This window comes from Mesonia sp. HuA40 (assembly GCF_008017835.1).
GTDB lineage: Bacteria > Bacteroidota > Bacteroidia > Flavobacteriales > Flavobacteriaceae > Mesonia.
Genome location: NZ_VRLT01000028.1, coordinates 115,943 through 135,749, shown reverse-complemented (window position 1 = coordinate 135,749; position 19,807 = coordinate 115,943). Strand labels below are relative to the sequence as shown.

The 19,807-nt window shown below is 36.7% G+C and carries 15 protein-coding genes; 2 read left to right on the top strand and 13 right to left on the bottom strand.

What is annotated here, in order from left to right; all coding sequences use genetic code 11:
- Positions 1-3: 3 nt before the first annotated feature.
- The gene (locus FT993_RS05930; RefSeq protein WP_147861623.1) at positions 4-2,415 is read right to left on the bottom strand and encodes a TonB-dependent receptor domain-containing protein; all 2,412 of its coding nucleotides are present in this window, start codon (positions 2,413-2,415) and stop codon (positions 4-6) included.
- Positions 2,416-2,633: 218 nt separating this feature from the next.
- Complete coding sequence (locus tag FT993_RS05925) at positions 2,634-3,317, bottom strand: ComF family protein (RefSeq protein ID WP_147861622.1); 684 nt, start codon at positions 3,315-3,317, stop codon at positions 2,634-2,636.
- 48 nt (positions 3,318-3,365) lie between these two features.
- Here FT993_RS05925 and FT993_RS05920 point away from each other — a divergent pair, with 48 nt between their 5' ends.
- Both FT993_RS05920 and FT993_RS05915 read left to right on the top strand, forming a co-directional pair.
- Entirely contained in the window at positions 3,366-4,238 is an 873-nt protein-coding gene (locus FT993_RS05920) for a hypothetical protein (RefSeq protein WP_147861621.1), read from the top strand.
- A 53-nt stretch (positions 4,239-4,291) separates the two neighbouring features.
- Positions 4,292-5,833, top strand: coding sequence for a glycine--tRNA ligase (locus FT993_RS05915; RefSeq protein ID WP_147861620.1), 1,542 nt, complete (start codon positions 4,292-4,294; stop codon positions 5,831-5,833).
- Positions 5,834-6,155: 322 nt separating this feature from the next.
- Here the strand turns inward: FT993_RS05915 and asnS are convergent, their stop codons facing one another.
- From asnS to FT993_RS05860, 11 genes are all read right to left on the bottom strand, one after another.
- Positions 6,156-7,598: an asparagine--tRNA ligase gene (asnS, locus tag FT993_RS05910; protein WP_147861619.1), complete on the bottom strand. Its 1,443-nt coding sequence runs from the start codon at positions 7,596-7,598 to the stop codon at positions 6,156-6,158.
- A gap of 288 nt (positions 7,599-7,886) precedes the next feature.
- Positions 7,887-9,386 (bottom strand): fused MFS/spermidine synthase, encoded by a 1,500-nt coding sequence (locus tag FT993_RS05905; RefSeq protein WP_147861618.1) that lies wholly within the window; start codon positions 9,384-9,386, stop codon positions 7,887-7,889.
- A 166-nt stretch (positions 9,387-9,552) separates the two neighbouring features.
- Positions 9,553-11,949 carry an RND family transporter gene (locus tag FT993_RS05900; protein WP_147861617.1) on the bottom strand — a complete coding sequence of 799 codons (2,397 nt, stop codon included), beginning with the start codon at positions 11,947-11,949 and terminating at the stop codon, positions 9,553-9,555.
- 60 nt (positions 11,950-12,009) lie between these two features.
- Positions 12,010-14,445, bottom strand: a complete 2,436-nt coding sequence (locus FT993_RS05895) for a DUF5686 family protein (RefSeq protein WP_147861616.1) — start codon at positions 14,443-14,445, stop codon at positions 12,010-12,012.
- A gap of 74 nt (positions 14,446-14,519) precedes the next feature.
- On the bottom strand, positions 14,520-15,074 hold the full coding sequence (gene frr, locus FT993_RS05890) for a ribosome recycling factor (protein WP_147861615.1): 555 nt from the start codon (positions 15,072-15,074) through the stop codon (positions 14,520-14,522).
- A gap of 45 nt (positions 15,075-15,119) precedes the next feature.
- Entirely contained in the window at positions 15,120-15,827 is a 708-nt protein-coding gene (gene pyrH / locus FT993_RS05885) for a UMP kinase (protein ID WP_147861614.1), read from the bottom strand.
- 268 nt (positions 15,828-16,095) lie between these two features.
- Positions 16,096-17,061 carry a translation elongation factor Ts gene (gene tsf / locus FT993_RS05880; protein WP_147861613.1) on the bottom strand — a complete coding sequence of 322 codons (966 nt, stop codon included), beginning with the start codon at positions 17,059-17,061 and terminating at the stop codon, positions 16,096-16,098.
- Positions 17,062-17,158: 97 nt separating this feature from the next.
- Positions 17,159-17,929, bottom strand: a complete 771-nt coding sequence (gene rpsB, locus FT993_RS05875) for a 30S ribosomal protein S2 (RefSeq protein WP_147861612.1) — start codon at positions 17,927-17,929, stop codon at positions 17,159-17,161.
- 160 nt (positions 17,930-18,089) lie between these two features.
- Entirely contained in the window at positions 18,090-18,476 is a 387-nt protein-coding gene (rpsI, locus tag FT993_RS05870) for a 30S ribosomal protein S9 (RefSeq protein ID WP_147861611.1), read from the bottom strand.
- A complete protein-coding gene (gene rplM / locus FT993_RS05865; RefSeq protein ID WP_147861610.1) occupies positions 18,477-18,932 on the bottom strand; it encodes a 50S ribosomal protein L13 in 456 nt (151 codons plus the stop codon).
- Positions 18,933-19,165: 233 nt separating this feature from the next.
- Complete coding sequence (locus FT993_RS05860) at positions 19,166-19,792, bottom strand: hypothetical protein (RefSeq protein ID WP_147861609.1); 627 nt, start codon at positions 19,790-19,792, stop codon at positions 19,166-19,168.
- Positions 19,793-19,807: the final 15 nt, after the last annotated feature.

Here is a 19,807-nt window from a genome sequence, read left to right as displayed (position 1 = left end):
GGTTTATATTGCGTTATAGGTTATTTTAAAATAAAAGGCTCTACCTGGTTTTTGCAGGGCCCAATTGTCGAATAAATGCTCGTTGGTAATGTTTTTGGCATCAAAGCCAAGTACAACCTTGTTTCCGGGAAAACGGTAATTCACCCCTGCACTGTGCACGGCTTGTGTGGGTATATAAGCTTTACCTTGACTGGCTAGGCTTTCCCAGTTTCTAAAAAACCGATGCGTATAGCCAAAATTGTAGTGTAAATTGAGCCCGTGGTTTTGCTTAAATAAATTTTTAAACTCATAATTGGCATATAAATTACCCGTTAGAAATGGAGCATTACGCAAGCGGTCGCCATAATAAATGTATTCTGAGCCATACTCATCGTACTTTAAATTATAGCGGGCATTAAAATTAGAAAGGTTGGCGGTAAGTGTAAAGCGCTGGTCATAGTTATAATTCATTTCAAGGTCTACCCCTGTACTGCGTACTTTACCTAGATTTTCAAATCCGTATTGATCGGTGATATTACTTGCAATTCCCCGTACAATCATATCGCTAATATCTCTTAAGAAAAAATTTATATCCGCTTTAAGCTGATGTTTATTAAAACTAAAGCTGCCTAAACTTGCGCCTAGATTTACATTGGTGCTGTTCTCTGGTCTTAAGTTGTAGGTAGGTAAAATATTCTCTGAAGTATTACCTAAGAGTTCAAATATCCCTGGCATACGTATGGCTTTTTCTACCGAGCTGGTAATCAAAATTTCATCGGTCAAAGCATAGGAGAATGCTGCACCATAGCCGTTGAAGCTTATTTTTTTATCGTACGCAGTGGCGGTAAGTTTGTCTTGTCTTTTGGTGTAGTCTGTAAGTTTTACTTTTTGGTGATAATTTTTGAAAAATAAGGTTGAGGTGAGTTTCTCATTCAACCATTTGGCTTCATAAGAGAAGCTGAGAATGGTTTTGCTTAAAAAGCGCGTGTCGAGCAGTTCATTTTCGGCCTTAGGTAATTTTGGGTCGTCTATATCCCGAGTAAATTGATTATAAAAAAAGTTAGCATTAAGACTCTGGGTATCAGAAAAAGCATAGCTTAATCCGGTTCTATTGGCAAAGTTCTTCTCGTTATTATTGGCTAACGTAGCGGGACCTGCCTCTCCTCCTGAGTTTCTCCAATTAATCGGGTTGCCATTTTGATCTCGAACAATCTCGCCCAACCAATTATACATATAAGGGATAGTGTCTATAACTTTACGGTTGGTTTGAGAATAAGATACAAAGGTTTTTGCGCTTAGATTGGGTAAGATTAAGTTGTCTTTTTCGTATTTTAAGTTAATCATACGGGTGTCGCGCTCAGACCTTCTATTGCCATAAACCACATCCATGGTAGCCCCGGTTTGTATGTCATTATCCATATCAGAAAATAACAAACCTAGACTCAACTCATCTGCGAAAGATTTGTCGCGTATACTTAAATTGGCTTGAATACCCTTAGATTCATAACTATCGTGAAAACGCTCTGCCTTAACATACTTAACTTTACCCGTTTGCGGATTAATAACATAAACGTTGTCTCCGTAAACCTCATAATTATTATCGGTGTAAGCATAAAAGGCGCCTATTTGAGCATTAAGTCCGGTTTTACTATCAAATAAATTAGCGTTCACATCGGCCTGGTGGGTATTAAAAGAGCCATAACTATAAGCAACCGAAAGCTTGTTCTTTTTTTCTTTCTTTAGAATTATATTAATGCCGCCACCTAAAGCGTCTTCGGTAAGGTGTCCCGGTAACACTCCTTTATATACTTCAATTCGTTCAATCATACTGGGGGGTATGTTGTTTAAAGAAAAGGCCTTTCCGTAATTGCGCAGTGGGATTCCATCTATAAAAATACGGACAGAGTTTCCTGTAAGACCATTTAAGTTAAAATCGATATGAGAGCCCAATCCTGCAGATTGTCTTATTTTTACTCCCGCCGATCGATCTAATAGCTCACTGGCGACTACATTTTGAACAGTATAGGCTTGGGTGTTCACCACCTCTATATTATAGCCCTTTTCTTTGCTCTCGCGGATTTTAGATTTGCTTTTTATTACAACGTCTTCTAAAGCGAAATTGGTTTCTTGTTGGAGCGCTATATAAAGATTGTCGGAATGCTCGCTTAAATCGACTGTGAGGCGTATCTCTTTTTGTCCAAAAGGCTGAATGATGACTTCGTATTCTTGTGAGGCTATGCCTGAAATACTAAAATAGCCTTGCTCATCAGAATACGACGATTTAGCATTTGCAGGAATATAAATGAGTGCCGATACCACTGGGCTACCATCTTTAAAGACTACCTGTCCTGTTAGGTTTCTTAAATTGGTCAACTCTTGCGCCTGCAAGCTTAAAAAACTAAGTCCCGTGATAAAAAGTACAAGGAAAACCCTCATTTGTTACTTAAATTTATTCTAAATAAATGCAAATGTATGACTTTATCTAGATTAATTATAAATAAAAATTAAGAATATTAGCGATGGGTGCTAGAGCCGATTAAAAAAAATGTGAAGAAATTGTCTTGTACTTTTTTACTAATTTTTTTTTGTGTTAAAAAATTAGTTATTTGAAATAAATGAACCTATTGCTTGATAAAATGAATAAAGTGTTAAAATTAAATAGTTAATGCCATGCTGGCAATGCTAATTTTGAGTCCGGGTATATCGAGTAATTTTTTAGCGCAAGTTTCTAAGGTTGCACCAGTAGTGATAATATCATCTACCAGTAAAATATGTTTGTTTTTGAGCAGGTCTGCATCATTTAAAGCAAACAAATGATGCTGTAACTGGGCACGGGCAAATCTATCTTTAAAAACTTGTGTTTGAGACGGATTGTTTTTTATGAGTACTTGGTGCGTATAATTTGTACCAAGCGCTTTTGCTATTTCTTGCCCAAATCCGGCTACTTGGTTATAGCCTCGCTTTGCCAATTTGCGCTTATGTAATGGTATGGGAATTACATAATCAATATGCTGGTAAGCGGGCAATTGACTTAGAATGACGCCCAACCATTTTCCCAAATAAAAACTAATTTCAACCCGGCCTTTGTACTTTAACTCATGCATTAAATGTTGTACCAACGAGTTTTTCTCAAAAATAAACAAGCTACAGGCATTCTCTACAGGTATTCTTCCTGAAAATACTTTTTTTACTGTATTTTCGTTGGTTAATTGTGCACTGGCCATCGGTAATAAATAATGACAAGCCAAACAAACTACCTGTTCTCTGTAAAGAAGGTACTGTGAACAGCAGGCGCAGGTTTTTGGAAATAGAAAATTTAATAACAAGATTGAATGCATTTCATTAGGCTTGTTTAATTTACGCAAAATTCTTGAAAAGAGAGGGTTATGAATATTCAGAATAATAAAAACATACTCAAGGTACTCATGCTAATGCTTGCTGGGATCTTGATAATCTCTGTGTTTTTTACTCTAAATTTTTATCAAGAAAACAAAAAGAACTTGGCTATTATAGCACAGGAAAAAGAACGCTTGCGCAGCGAATTAGATGCTTTGCGCGAACAATATGCGCAGGTAATTCAAGAGAATAAAGAGCTAAAGAATCAGGTGCAAAAAGACGCCGACCGAATCAAGGGTTTGTTAGATAGTTTAGATGTACAACAAATTGATTTGCAACAACTCTCGAAAGTCGAATTAATAGCCATTAAATACAAACAAAAAACCAACAAGTTGCAAAAGCAAGTTGATAGTCTCCAGGCTATGAAGCGCAATTTAGAAGACGATGTGGTATTGGCACAAGCAGCCCAGTTGCGCGAGCAAAAAAAGAGCGATTCACTTTTTAAAGAAAACCAATTGCTCAGTCGGCAATTAGAAGATGCTTCACAACTGCATTTTGGGCAATATAAAGTGCAGGCGAAGGCATCAGCCAGGCCAGGGAGTAAATCAATTCGCGAAGCAAAAAAAACCCGGGTTTTAGAAATTTGCACCCAAATTCAAGCCAATAACTTGGCAAGCGCAAGAGAGTATCAAATGTATGTTCAGATTATCAATCCTAAAAACAATCTTCTCGGGAGTAAGGCGAGTATTAAAATGGGGACTCAAAAGTTGGTTTACTCTTTAAAGCATAAATTTAGTTATGAGCAAAAGGCACTTGATATTTGTATGCATTTTGAACAAGAAAATTTTATAGCGGGCCGCTATGTAATCAACTTATTTTTTGGTGGCCGTAAAGTAGGCGCTCAAGAGTTGAATCTAGAATAAAAACCTTATAAAATACAAGATAAACATTGGTATAATATTACTATTTTTGTGCTATGGCAAAACAACAAGATACATTTAAACAAGTAATAGCCCATGCTAAGGAGTATGGCTATATTTTTTCATCTAGCGAAATCTATGATGGATTAAGTGCCGTTTATGATTACGGTCAAAACGGAGCAGAACTCAAAAAAAATATAAAAGATTATTGGTGGAAAAGCATGGTGCAAATGCATCAAAATATTGTTGGCTTAGATGCCGCGATTCTTATGCATCCTACCACTTGGAAAGCCTCGGGTCACGTTGATGCTTTTAACGATCCTTTGATTGATAATAAAGACTCCAAAAAGCGTTATCGCGCCGATGTTTTGGTAGAAGATTATGCAGAGAAGCTTAACCAAAAGGCCGAGAAAGAAATTGCCAAGGCTAAGAAACGATTTGGAGATGCTTTTAATGAAAATGAGTTTGTAAGCACCAATCCGCGTGTATTGCGTTACCGTAAAGAGCAAAAAGAAGTGTTGGAGCGTTTAGCTAAATCACTTACCGAAGAAAATCTCGCCGATGTTAAAGCTTTAATCGAAGAACTTGGGATTGCTTGCCCCGAAACTGGTTCAAAAAACTGGACCGATGTCAAACAATTCAACTTGATGTTTGGTACTAAATTAGGTGCTTCGGCAGATTCAGCTACCGATTTATACCTGCGACCTGAAACGGCTCAAGGTATATTTGTAAATTTTGCCAACGTGCAAAAAACGGGGCGTATGAAAATACCATTTGGTATTGCTCAAATAGGTAAGGCTTTTAGAAATGAAATTGTTGCAAGACAGTTTATTTTTCGCCAGCGCGAGTTTGAACAAATGGAAATGCAGTTTTTTGTTCGGCCAGGAGAAGAACTCAAGTGGTTTGAGTATTGGAAAGAAACCAGACAAAATTGGCATCAATCTTTGGGCTTAGGCAAAGATAATTATCGTTTCCATGACCATGAAAAAATGGCTCATTATGCCAATGCCGCTACCGATATAGAGTTTAAATTTCCCTTTGGTTTTAAAGAATTGGAGGGCATACATTCTAGAACCGACTTTGATTTGAAAGCCCACGAGGAGCACTCTGGTAAAAAATTACAGTTTTTTGATCCTGAATTGAATAAGAATTATACTCCTTATGTGATAGAGACTTCTATAGGGCTTGACCGTATGTTTTTGGCGGTTTTCTCTAGTGCTTTGCAGCAGGAAGAACTAGAAGGAGGCACCACACGAACCGTCCTTAAATTACCGGCTATATTGGCACCTTATAAAGCAGCCATCTTGCCTTTAGTGAAGAAAGACGGTTTACCCGAAATAGCCGAAAAAATAGTAGCAGATTTACAGTGGGATTTCAATGTGACTTACGACGAGAAAGATGCCGTTGGCAGGAGGTATAGAAGGCAAGATGCTGCTGGGACTCCTTTTTGTATTACGATAGATCACGATACTTTAGAAGACAACCAAGTGACTATTAGACACCGTGATAGTATGGAACAGCAGCGCGTACCTATTGCGCAATTGCGTGAAATAATAGGAAAAGCAGTAGATTTTAGAACTTGGATGCAACCCCAATAAGTTTTTTATGTTAGAGCAATTTCTAAAATATACGCGCTATGTAGCTTTAGGAGCCTTTTTTATTTGCTTTTTACTGTTACGATTTGAGTGGGGGAAAGCTTTAATAACAACAGATTTGCAAAATTTTTTTGTATTGCTTTATCTGATTGCGGAGTTGTTTTATTTAAGACGCCAGGTGAAGAGTCAAAAAGAAGAAATAAGAAATCTTAAAAATTTGAATAAGAAGGTATAAATAAAAAACCCAGTGAGAACTGGGTTTTTTATGTTTAAATCCGCCTTGAGCGTAATAATAAAATTAATTCTTAGACCTGTTATAGCGTTATTAAAACTCTGCGTTTTGGGGTGTTCTTGGAAAAGGAATTACGTCTCTAATATTACTCATCCCGGTTGCGAAAAGCACCAAACGTTCAAAGCCCAGTCCAAAACCACTGTGAACACAAGAGCCAAAACGTCGGGTATCCAGGTACCACCACAACTCTTCTTCGTCTATATTAAACTCTTTCATTTTTGCTTGTAGTACCTCTAAACGTTCTTCACGTTGCGAACCACCTACCATTTCGCCAATACCAGGGAAAAGAACATCCATGGCTCTAACGGTCTTGCCGTCTTCGTTTAAACGCATATAAAAGGCTTTAATTTGCGCAGGATAATCAAATAAAATTACTGGGCACTTAAAGTGTTTTTCTACCAAATAACGTTCGTGCTCACTCTGCAAATCGGCACCCCACTCTTCAATTAAGTAATCAAACTTCTTTTTCTTATTGGGTTTAGAATTTCTAAGAATTTCTATGGCCTCTGTATAGCTTACTCGTTTGAAATTATTTTCTGTAATAAACTTTAACTTTTCTCGTAAAGGCATGGGCGCTCTATCTTTTTCGGGCTTTGCCTTATCTTCTTGAATTAATCGGTTTTCTAAGAATGCGAGATCATCATCACAATGAGTAAGTACGTAGTCTAAAACATATTTAATAAAATCTTCGGCTAAATCCATATTGCCATCTAAATCACAGAAGGCAACCTCTGGCTCAATCATCCAAAATTCAGCTAAGTGTCTTGAGGTGTTTGAGTTTTCTGCTCTAAATGTAGGTCCAAAGGTATAAACTTGGCCAAGGCCCATTGCATAAGTTTCGGCTTCTAACTGTCCGCTAACGGTAAGATTGGTTTCTTTGCCAAAGAAATCTTCTTTAAAATTTACTTTACCATTCTCATCTTTGGCAGGATTGTTTAGGTCAAAGTTAGTAACGCGAAACATTTCGCCTGCACCTTCGGCATCACTACCCGTAATAATAGGCGTGTTTACGTAATAAAATCCATTTTCATTAAAGTATTGGTGCACCGCAAAAGATAATTTGGCACGTACGCGCATAATGGCACCAAAGGTATTGGTACGTACGCGTAAGTGAGCTTGCTCTCTAAGTTTTTCTAGACTGTGACGCTTAGGAGAAAGGATGGTCTTTTTTACATCATCAGAGTTGGCTTTGCCTAAAATAGTAATCTCTTTGGCAGCAATTTCTACCTTTTGCCCTTTACCCTCACTTTCTTTTAAAGTTCCAGTAATATGTAGCGCAGCGCCAATATTAATTTCATCTAAGATTTCTTGTGGTGTGTTTTCAAAGTCAACTACAGCTTGTATATTATTTATCGTAGAACCATCATTAAGAGCAATAAAGCGGTTACTTCTAAAGGCACGTACCCATCCTTGCACGCTGATTTCTTGCAGTACAGGATCGGTTTTTAATACTTCTACAATTTTTGTGTTTTTCATGTCGTTTGCATTTGTAAGGCAAAGATAATTTTTTCGACATAGCTTTTAAAGCCCTAAGCAGGGAATTTTGGTTGCTTACAACTAATTCAATCTAGGTTGACTCAAAAAAAGGGTTTAAGGCTTAATAACTAAATTTACGATTACCCCGAATTTTTTAAAAGCAGAATTTGTGATTTGTACAGCACACTGAGCAATAGGTGCAGCATCTTGTGGATGTTCTAAAGATTGACCCATTTTTAGGGTGAAGCATTTTCAATTAATTGAAGGCTTGTAGTGTTTGGTTTTAGCTTAATTTCGCTTTTCGCGGATATGTAAGTAGTGGCCTCTAAGTAATAAGTCGGTTTTGTTTTTATCATCGGTGAGTAATTCCGCTGGGACGGAAGTATCAAAATCATTTAAAAAAACTTCGTATTGCCTGATGGGGCCTGCCGAAAGGAGCATGTCTTCAGCAACGAAAATATTATTTTTATCGATGGGTTTATTTTTGGTGGCAACAAACAAAACATCGCCATACCGGTTATTGGGCGCCTTTACCGGATTAAACATGCTTACCTCAAATCCGGCTTGACCTAGGGTTTTATGCAGGCTAGGTACAAATTTGTTTTTAGAAAAATCTTGAATACCGCCATGTTCAATTATTAAAGTGCCTTGATTGGGTAATAGCTCATACATTTTTTTAAAACTTTCTAAGGTTACCAATTGCTTGGCTACATTCTCGCCAACAATAACATCGAGTACAATGATGTCGTATTGTTTTTGTGCGGTATTAATAAAGTAGCGCCCGTCGGTAATGTGGCTTTTTTCTGGGTGTGGTTTCATTTTAAAATACTTTACCCCATAATCATAAATGCGCTGGTCAATCTCTACGGTTTCTACATCTATATTGTACAACTGCATGTCTGAGTATATATTACCTGCACCCAGACCTACAATAAGTGCCGATTCTTTTTTAGGCAATTGTCCTACCAAATTACGAATAAAGTTTACATAATAAACCAAACTGGCTTTGGGGTAGTTGAGTACGGCTTGATTTTGCATCACGTTATTTACCTTGAGCATTCTAGCTTTAAAGGGACGACCGTCTGGACTTTTTAAATTTTGATTACTGATACTGATTTCGCCTAATAAACCTTCTGAATATTCTACTAAACTTTCACCCTTAGCGTGAATGGGAGAGTATTCTTGATAGCTTACATAAGCTTGCCTAAATTGGGCTAAAATTATCAATGCTAAAACCAAGCCCATCGGTACAGAAATTTTTTGACGCAATAATAGTACAGAAGAAAACAATATTACGAAAGCACCTAATAGAATTACCGGTAAGCTAATACCGTACTCAGGAATAATTAAAAAACCGAAAAGCAGCGTGAATAAAATACCGCCAAAAGTAGAAATGGCATAGATGTTACCAGCAGATTTACCTGCCCGCTGTACCGTTTGATTGATTTGCGCAATGATCATTGGGCTCATCATACCCATTAGGAATACCGGAGGAAATAAAAAGATTAGTTGCGAAATAATAATCCCAGTGAAGAATGGGAGTTGAATGGTCTCTTGCATAACGGTTCTGCCTAAGCTAGGTTGTAGCATCACCATTAAACCACTTATGAGAAAAACTAAAAAAATTGCTTTTGGCGTGCTGGTTTTTCTTTTGGTGGTGGCATAACCGCCAGTATAGTAACCTGTCATTAAGGCTAACAAAGTAATTGACAAGGTCGAGGCCCAACTGTAAAGAGACGAGCCAAAAAAGGGAGCTAAAATACGAGCACCAGCGAGCTCGGTTACCATAACTACTCCACCTTCTAAAAAAGAGATGAGATAAAATAGATTACCCCCCCTTTTTTTTAATCTTTGAAAGATTGGGTTTAATTTTTAAATTAAGCATAATTTTTATGTAAAAGTGTTGGGGTAAATATAAAAATTATAACAATTAGACCCAACTGGATAATTGGTTTTATTCCTTATCCTCCATTTCTTCTGGTAGAATTTCTAAGTTTGGTTCTTTAAAATCTTCTTTATTAGCAATGCTTCTTGCTAAAGAAAGCAATAAAGAAGGGAGCAGAAGTAAATTAGAAAGCATCGCAAATAGCAAGGTTGCAGAAACCAGTCCGCCTAATGCTTTAGTACCTCCAAAACTACTAATCATAAAAACAGAAAAACCAAAGAAAAGCACGATTGAGGTATAAAACATACTCACGGTAGTTTCGCGCAAAGCGGGGTACACCGATTTGCTAATTTTCCAATTTCTGGCCTTGAGTTCTTGCCTGTATTTAGCTAAGAAGTGAATGGTATCATCTACCGATATACCAAAAGCAATACTAAATACCAAAATTGTAGACGGTTTGATGGGAATGCCTAAAAAGCCCATCATCCCTGCCGTTATTAAAAGCGGTAATAAATTGGGAATTAGTGAAATGATAATCATTTTGAATGACCTAAACATCCAAGCCATAAAAATAGCGATAAGTAGAATGGCTAAAGACAATGACATTACAAGGTTTTTAACCAAATAATTGGTTCCTTTTTGAAAAACCAGAGCCTTACCCGTCATTGTAATTTCATAGCGATCTTCTGGAAAGAGCTTGTTGATTTTTGGCCATATTTGATCTTCAATAGCCTCCATTTCTTCGGTGCCAATGTCTTTCATAAAAACCGTCATTCGGGCAAATTGAGCAGTAGAATCTATATAAGCATTCAGCTGATTGCTGCCTGCGGTATTTACACCCTTTAAGTACGGGAAAATAAAATTTTTCTCTTGTGAAGTAGGTAATTGGTAGTATTCTGGGTTGCCGTTGTAATAGGCTTGTTTGCTATATTTTACCAGTTCTACCATCGATACAGGTTTAGATAGTTCGGGGTATTCGGCGAGCAAATCTTGTAGATCGCGCATGCGTTTAAGCGTGCTTAATTTGGTGACCCCTTGAGGCCTTTTAGTATCAATCAATAGTTCGAGTGGCATAATGCCATCAAATTCTTCTTCGAAGAATTCGATGTCTTTAAAAAAGGCCGCCTCTTTAGGCATATCTTCGAGTAAGCTACCCGAAACCCTAATGGTATAAATACCAATAATACTTATTACCAAAGCACAAATAGAAACAATATAAATGGTAATGCGCCTATGTTTTACCATGCGCACAATCCAATTTTCAAAGCCTTCTATCCAGGTTTTTCCTAAATGCCTCAAATGCCGTTCTTTGGGCAAAGCCAAATAGCTGTAAATTATAGGTATAATCAAAAGGCTAAGAATAAAGATAGCAACAATATTTATTGAAGCTACAATACCAAATTCTTTGAGCAAGGTGCTTTCTGTAATAATAAATGTAGCAAAACCAGAGGCGGTAGTTACATTGGTCATCAAAGTTGCATTTCCAACCTTAGCTATAACCCGTTGCAATGATTTTGCTTGATTACCATGCTTTTTTATTTCTTGCTGGTATTTGTTAATCAAGAAAATACAATTGGGAATTCCAATTACAATTATAAGAGGTGGAATAATAGCGGTTAAAACGGTAATTTCATAATGCAGTAAACCTAAAACTCCAAAAGCCCACATTACTCCAATAATAACCGTAAGCATAGAGATTAAAGTGGCGCGCACAGATCTAAAAAAGAAAAAGAAAATCAGTGAGGTTACCAACAAAGCACCCCCTACAAACCATTGAATTTCATCGATGATATTTTGGGAGTTAAGCGTGCGGATGTAAGGCATACCCGAAACGTGAATTTTAATATCATTTTCTTCTTTAAATTCATCTAAGACCGGTTGTAGTTTTTCGAGTATAAAATTTTTTCTTTCTTTGCTATTTACAATGGCCTTATCTATATAAACTGCGGTTTGTACCGTATTTGATTTTTTACTGTAAACCAAACCTTCATAAAAAGGCAATTTTTCAAATAAATGGGTTTTGAGTTTTTGGGCTGCAGCCGAATTGATACTAGCACTGCTATCAATTACAGGAACCAACTCAAACCGAGCTGGGTTTTCAAATTTTTTTAATTGTTTTAAATTATGTAAACCTAGTGTATGTTCAACCTCTTGAAAAGTACTTAACTTTTTAGCAAGTTGATTCCAAGCATTTAGTTTTTCTTGCGTAAATAAAAGCGAATCATTGGTTGCGATGAGTAAAACATTTCCTTCTTCACCAAATGTGTTTACAAATTTTTGATACTCTTGGTTAACTGGATGGTGATCGGGTAGTAAGTTGGCTTCGGTGTATGAAAACCGCATGTTTTTCCATTGCATTGCCAAAAAAGTGGTCATGGCCACAATTCCTATAATAATAAGGATTCTATTTCTTAAGATAATACGTGCTATCGTATTCCAAAAACCAAAACTAAACAGCTTAGACATGAGTATGAATTAAGGCTGCAAAGGTATAAAATGATACCTAATAATGTGATGATTTTAAAATTAAAGCTTAAAGTAAAAAGTGAATTTTAAACTGATATTATCTTCTAATTGAGGCAGGTGATAGGCACCGTAGCGGTAAGCAAAGTTTAATCCGAAACCAAAAAGTATATTGTTTAATTCTATACCCGCTTCGTGATAACCTTTGTTTAGCGTATTAAAACGCACCCCCAGGTGCCTGTCTTTTGCTTCAAAATCGCCAATAGCGTGGCGCGAAATAAATACCAGTTGAGGCTGAATACGCTGTGATATAGTAAAGGGGCGTAATTTATGTTTTATTTGCAAACTGGCCTGCTTGTCACTAAAAAACTCACTAAAATACATGGTTTCAAAGGTTCGTCTACCCGCCACAGAAAACCGATTCATAACGGTTTCTTTATTGGGGCTATTGGGAAAAGCATGAAAAGTATGGGTAAGCGGTAGATCGCCAAAACCAGCATTGGCTTCGGCAATGAATTCAGTGTTTACTTGAGTAATGCGCTCTATGGTATATTGCATTTTAAGTCCTAATTTGGTATAGTTGTAATCGCCGTTTAGTACTCCTTTTATAGCTCGCTCTACTTGTAAACTGAATTGAGGATAGCCCACCTCAACTTCTATATTTTTGTTGGGCGCTTGTAAAAATGTACTTTTAGGACTGTACCTAAAACTTGCTGTAAATGCGGTAATATCATAGGCTTTTCTGGCGAGCTGATTGTCGATGTAGCGGTAACCACCAGTCTGATTGATATTGGTTTTGGCTAGCTTAAATTCGCTTAAAAGCGAAGGGGCAATTTGGTGTTGCAGGCTAGCTTGATAAGATTCGTATTTGTAGTAAAAGTTGATGTTTACCAGACGAGGCTCAAATAGTGAATAAACGCGAGCATCTGTGAGGTATTTAAAAGTTCCTATTTCTTCAATATCATTTATATAACTCAGGTTTAACCAGGTATTTTTATTGGGGTTTAACTGGTAGCCTGCACCAATTTTATATTTAAAAGCTCGGTCTTTAAATCCATAAACGCTGTATCCATCAATTCTAAAACGTTTAGCAAAATTATGATTGGTTACTCCGCCAGCGCCCAGCCTAAATCCTTCGTAATCGTTATATTTAACAAGTGTACGTAAATCGAGATTAAAAAAGCCAATGGGTAAATAACCAATGTTGAAATTTTGAAGTAGATTAATCTTTCGGTCAATATGTTGTTGCTCTATTAGCCGCTCCACATTTTTAAATGTTCGCTGATCTCTGGACGAGTACGGGATACTCCTATTTTTTTGCCAAAACTCAGCTTTACGATCTGTTGCCTTGGCGGCTAAGCTAATGGCCGCTTTCTGGTTTAATAGTGGCTTTTCACTATTAAACTTCCAGTTTGAGTTGGTGCTAATAGCTTGTAAATATTGTGCTTGCTCATTAGACTTATTTGAAGTTAAACTTCCTAAACTTATGCTTCCGCCAAAAATAGATACTTTTTTACCACCGGTTCCCGGTTTTAAAAGAATCTCATTTCTTACAGGAAACCAAATATCTTGTTCTGGAAGATAGGTGAAATTTTGCGTGGCCTCTATTTCTAACTCCCCTTTCAATTGCCCTACTGCTTTCTGGAGCCCATAGTTTAAAGTGTCGATGTATAGTAGTCCTTCTAGTGAGGCTACGGTTTTTTGACGTTTGGGTTGAAAGTAAATCACGTACGCAGGGCGAGTACTTTGGGTAGTGTCTAATACTTTATAACGATAGTTTCTAAAAGGATTCTTTGCCAAGGGGCCGGCATAGTCATTTCCAAAAACCGTATACTTTTCTTTATACCAAGAAGGTGATTGAATGTTTAACGATAGCATCTCAAAAACCGGTTGTTTAAAGCCAGCTGTTCGGGTGCCTAAAATTTTTTCTTGTAAGCCTTTGTCGTTTGTATATTCAAAATTGCTAAATTCCTCGGTTAAATAAGCGCGGCCTTGATTTAAAATGGTTGAAACACTTGTATTGGTGGTGTCTAGCTCAACTTTAAAATCTGCTTTTTGGTTATCAATAATTAATTTGAGGTAGTTATTATAGCTGTAATTTTTAAATTTAAGAACAGGGTCGTTGTACTCTTTTTGCTGAATACTTTTATTTATAATACGTTGAGCAAGTTGTTGGGTAGAGGTTATAAAAACTTCCTCTAGTTTTTCTGGATCTGGTTCAAGTTGGATAAGGTAATAGGGGTTTGAACTAATCTTTATCTTTTTATTGATGTAGCCTAAGTAACTCACTTTTAAATATCCTTGCTTTTGGCTAACATTCAGCTTAAAACTTCCGTCAATATTGGAGAGTTCGGTTTGATCTTGGTTCACCCATTCAATTCTAGCATAGGGTATAGGAGTTTGATCCTCTTGTGATACTATCTTACCTCTAAGAAGGTTTTGGGAATGCGCAAGGCCTCCAACCAACAACAAAAGATAAAGAAATGTAAACCTATGCATGAATAATTTTATAAGATGCAAGTAAATAAAAAAAGCGACAAGATTGTCGCTTTTAAAAGATTTTAGCAAAAGAATTAAACCGTCATAATTTCTTTTTCCTTTACTTTTAGAATGTCATCTATTTTTGTGACGTGTTTATCGGTAAGCTCTTGCACATCAGCTTCAGCTCCTTTAAGCATATCTTCAGATAGATCTAATTTTTTCAATTCGTTATTGGCATTTTTTCGATCATTACGTACACCCACTTTGGCATCTTCGGCTACAGCTTTTGCTTGTTTAGCTAATTCTCTACGACGCTCTTCGGTTAAGGGAGGAACATTGATGATTACACTTTCTCCATTATTCATAGGGTTAAAGCCTAGGTTGGCATTCATAATCCCTTTTTCAATTTCGGGAATCAATGATTTTTCAAATGGCTGAATAGAAATGGTACGTGCATCTGGGGTGTTGATATTTCCCACCTGGTTAAGCGGTGTTTTGCTTCCGTAATACTCTACCAAAACCGAACTTACCATATTAGGACTAGCTTTACCGGCTCTAATTTTAATTAATTCTTTTTCTAAATGCTTAATAGCATTTTGCATGGCCTCCTCGGTGCTGTCTATAATTAATTCTATCTCTTCGTTCATGGTTTTACAATTTATAAACTGGTTGTCAAATATACGATAAGTCTTTTACAAGTTTACTTTAGTACCAATGTTTTCGCCGTGTACTACTTTTAATAAATTACCGGGCTTGTTCATATCAAATACAATTATTGGCAATTGGTTTTCTTGGCTCAAGGTAAAAGCGGTAGTATCCATAACTTTTAGTCCTTTGCGGAGTACATCATCAAAAGTAATAAAATCAAATTTTGTTGCTTCGGTGTTCTTTTCGGGATCTGCTGTGTAAATTCCATCTACTCGTGTGCCTTTTAAAATCACATCGGCATTGATCTCTATGGCACGTAGTACAGCTGCAGAGTCTGTAGTGAAATAAGGATTACCTGTACCACCGCCAAAAATTACCACACGGCCTTTATCTAAATGTCTCATAGCCTTTCGGCGGATAAAAGGTTCGGCAACTTCATTAATTTTTACTGCTGATTGCAGGCGAGTAGGAATTCCGGCATCTTCACAAGCACTTTGTAGGGCTAAGCCGTTGATAACTGTGGCTAGCATCCCCATGTGGTCACCTTGAACGCGATCCATACCCTTGCTGGCTCCGGCTACTCCTCTAAAAATGTTACCACCACCAATTACGATAGCTACTTGTACGCCTTTATCGGTAACCGATTTAATTTCTGCAGCATATTCGGCAAGTCTTTCTGGGTCAATCCCATACTGGCGATTGCCCATTAAAGCTTCTCCAGATAGTTTTAATAAAATTCTTTTGTATTGCATAAGTTGTGTCGTAAAGTTGCGCAAATATACGCATATTCTAAAGTTTGAAAAACGGCATGTAAAAAAACCATTCATTTGACTAGACCTTTTTGGGTAGCAAGAATGTTTTAGGCTTTAAATTTTGTTATTGAGGATAGAGTAGCATAGCATTAATTGAGTGTTAATCTTGGATTTAACTTTTTTTAGCTTAGACACAATCAAATTAAGGTAAAAAAAAGCCTACAACTTTTTAAGTTGTAGGCTGTGTTTATAAGTGTTTGAATTTTAATTATCCTAAAGAAACACGCTTAAATTCAGTAATGCTAACCTCTCCATAAGAAGCTACATACTCGGCTACGTTTTTCTTATCATCTTTGATAAAAGTTTGGTCTAATAAGCACATCTCTTTATCAAGAGTAGTGTTATCAGATAAGAAACGATCCATTTTACCTGGTAAGATTCTATCCCAAATTTTCTCTGGTTTTCCTTCAGCTTTAAGTTCTGCTTTCGCATCTTCTTCGGCTTTAGCCATTACTTCGGGAGTAATTTGTGACATAGAGATAAACTGTGGTACGTTTTTCTTGGTTTTACCTAAACGCTCAAGTTCTATATTTCCTTTTTCGATTTCGGCAATTCTAGCTTCGGTTTCAGAAGCTACGAATGCAGGGTCAAGATCTTTGTAAGACAATGCCGTTGCGCCCATTGAGGCAATTTGCATGGCAACATCTTTACCTAAGGTTTCTGCGTTATCTACTTTAGCAGAGAATCCAACTACGGCAGCAATTTTGTTAATGTGCACGTAAGACGCTACAAAAGGAGCTTTAACTACCTCAAAAGCATTAATATCTAATTTTTCACCAATAACTCCAGTTTGCTCAACAAGTTTATCGGCTACACTCATCCCGTTAAAGTCTGCAGCTAAAAACTCTTCTTTAGTTTCATAGTTTAAGGCCAATTCGCCCAACTCACTTGCTAATTGCAAGAAATTCTCGTTTTTACCTACGAAGTCAGTTTCGCAACCTAAAACAATAGCTACACCTTTGTTTTCTTCGGCGTTTACTTTGGCTACAGCAGCACCTTCAGAAGACTCTCTGTCTGCTCTTTTTGCCGCTACTTTTTGCCCTTTTTTACGTAATACTTCAATAGCCTTGTCAAAGTCACCTTCGGCTTCTACTAAAGCTTTTTTACAATCCATCATACCGGCACCGGTAGATTTTCTTAATTTATTTACTTCTGCAGCAGTTATTTTTGCCATTTTTTTCAGATTTTAATTTTAAAAAGCAAAGTCGTTTGCAACTCTATTTTACAATAAAATTACTAAACGACTTAGCATAGATTATAAAACGATTATTTTATTTATCTTCTTGAGTTGCCTCTTTAGTTTCGGCTTGTTTTTTGGCCGCTTTCACTTCTTTTTTAGCGTCTTTGTCTGCTTTTCTTTCTTGCAAACCGTCAACTATCGCATCTGAAACGTAAGAGATTACTTTCTTAATTGATTTAGAAGCGTCATCGTTTGATGGGATTACGTAATCTACCTCACGTGGATCAGAGTTGGTATCAACCATCGCAAAAATAGGAATGTTTAATTTTTGAGCTTCTTTAATCGCGATATGTTCACGAGTGATGTCTACTACAAATAGTGCTCCAGGTAAGCGTGTCATATCAGAGATAGAACCTAAGTTCTTTTCTAATTTTGCACGTAAACGGTCTACTTGTAAACGTTCTTTTTTAGAAAGTGAGTTGAAAGTACCATCTTTTTTCATTCTATCGATAGAAGCCATTTTCTTTACGGCTTTTCTAATCGTAACAAAGTTGGTAAGCATACCTCCAGGCCAACGCTCTGTAATGTATGGCATATTTGCTCTTTCAGCTTCTTCTGCAACAATTTCTTTTGCTTGTTTTTTGGTAGCTACAAATAAAATTTTTCTACCGCTGGCAGCGATTTTGCTAAGGGCGTTTGCCGCCTCTTCCATTTTAGCTGCACTTTTATATAAGTTGATGATGTGAATCCCGTTGCGCTCCATATAAATGTAAGGCGCCATGTTGGGGTTCCATCTTCTTGTTAGGTGACCAAAGTGTACACCTGCATCAAGTAATTCTTTAACTTCTACTTTGTTTGCCATTTTTGTAATAGTTTACGTTCTGTTGAGATAGCAATAAACAAGTGGCTTACTTGTGTAATGGCCTTGCCTATTTAGATGCTAAACTAACTTCCGCTTTAAGCGAAATAACAACAAATACTTTAAATTTAAAATTGATTTTTTAATTCGTTCCAGAAATCGATTAACGTTTCGAGAATTGGAATTTCTTACGAGCTTTCTTCTGACCAAACTTCTTACGCTCAACCATTCTTGGGTCTCTTGTAAGTAAGCCTTCTGGTTTTAAAGCCGTTCTGTTTTCTTCGTCGATTGCGCACATAGCTCTTGCAATAGCTAAACGTACAGCTTCTGCTTGACCAGTAATACCGCCTCCTTTAACGGTAACATTTAAGTCGAAAGCTTCTTCGTTACCAGTTAACATTAAAGGTTGGTTTACTTTGTATTGTAATGTACCAGTTGTGAAATAATCGTTAACCTTTTTCTTGTTTACTGTAATTTCACCTTTACCTGCTTGTACGAATACACGTGCTACGGCAGTTTTTCTACGACCTATTTTGTGAATTGTCTCCATTTACACCAGTTCGTTTAAATTAATATTCTTAGGTTTTTGTGCTTCGTGATCGTGCTCAGAACCAACATAAACCTTTAAGTTTTTGAATAAGGCCGAACCTAATTTGTTTTTAGGTAACATCCCTTTTACAGCTTTTTCAATAACTCTTCTAGGGTCTTTTTCAAATAAGCCAGCTGCATTCAAGCTTCTTTGTCCGCCTGGGTATCCAGTGTAACGGATATACTCCTTAGCTTCCCATTTTTTCCCTGTAAGGTTGATTTTTTCTGCGTTTATAACGATTACGTTATCACCACAATCAACATGCGGGGTGAAATTAGGCTTGTGCTTTCCTCTGATCAACTTTGCCGCGATCGAAGAAAGACGACCTAACGATTGTCCTTCTGCATCTAACACAACCCACTCCTTATTCACGGTGCTTTTGTTGGCCGATACGGTTTTGTAACTTAATGTATTCACACTAAATAAATTTATAAATTAAACATTCCTTTCCCATTCCCGATTGAGGGAAATGGGTTGCAAAAGTACGATTTTTAATTTATTGAACAAGCCTGTCTTGCTAATTTTTATGTGAAGAGACTCAATTTCAATTGTTTGATTTGTAAACAAGGCTTTAAAGTCAAATGTTTCGCTGCTCTATAGGCTATTAAAAATGAGAAGCTGTGTGTTTTTTGGAAAAAAAAAGCATACCTTTAAAGAAAGCCGGCTTGTTTTAGTTCTTTTTGAATGCCAACGATATCTTCGGGTATATGATGAACGTTTAGCCAATTAAAGTCTAGACCGTGGTGGATGCACATTTTTGTCAATAATTCATTTTTGACTAAATGATCTGTCAATTCTTCTAATAAAGGTTGAAATTCTAGGTGTAGGTCTTCATGCATCTTTTTAATTTGAACCAAGCATTTAAAGATGCGTTTAATGATGTAAATATAAAATTTTTGACTAGCAAAATGATTACTATTTTCAAATAGTGAGGTGCCATACTTCAACAAGGTGTTGAGCATTAAAAGATTTAAATATACTTCGCCAAATTGGTCTTTGGTAGTGCGACTATGATCGCTGATTTCTGAACTGAGTCGGCTGGTGAATACCTTCAATTGGTTGAGTGAAACCGATTCTTGTGCAATTTTTTTACTGATTTTTAAAATATGTTGTTCTAAGATAGCTCTGCGTTCATCTACATTTTTATCGTCAATTAATCTAAAATGCAATTGCTTGATTAGGTTTTTGTCTTTTTTGAGCAGGCGCAATAAGAGTTGGTCTTTTTCTTTTTGCGATAAGGCTAAAACCGCTTCTTTAAAATCGTTTGAAAATTTCATGAGCTATATTTTTTA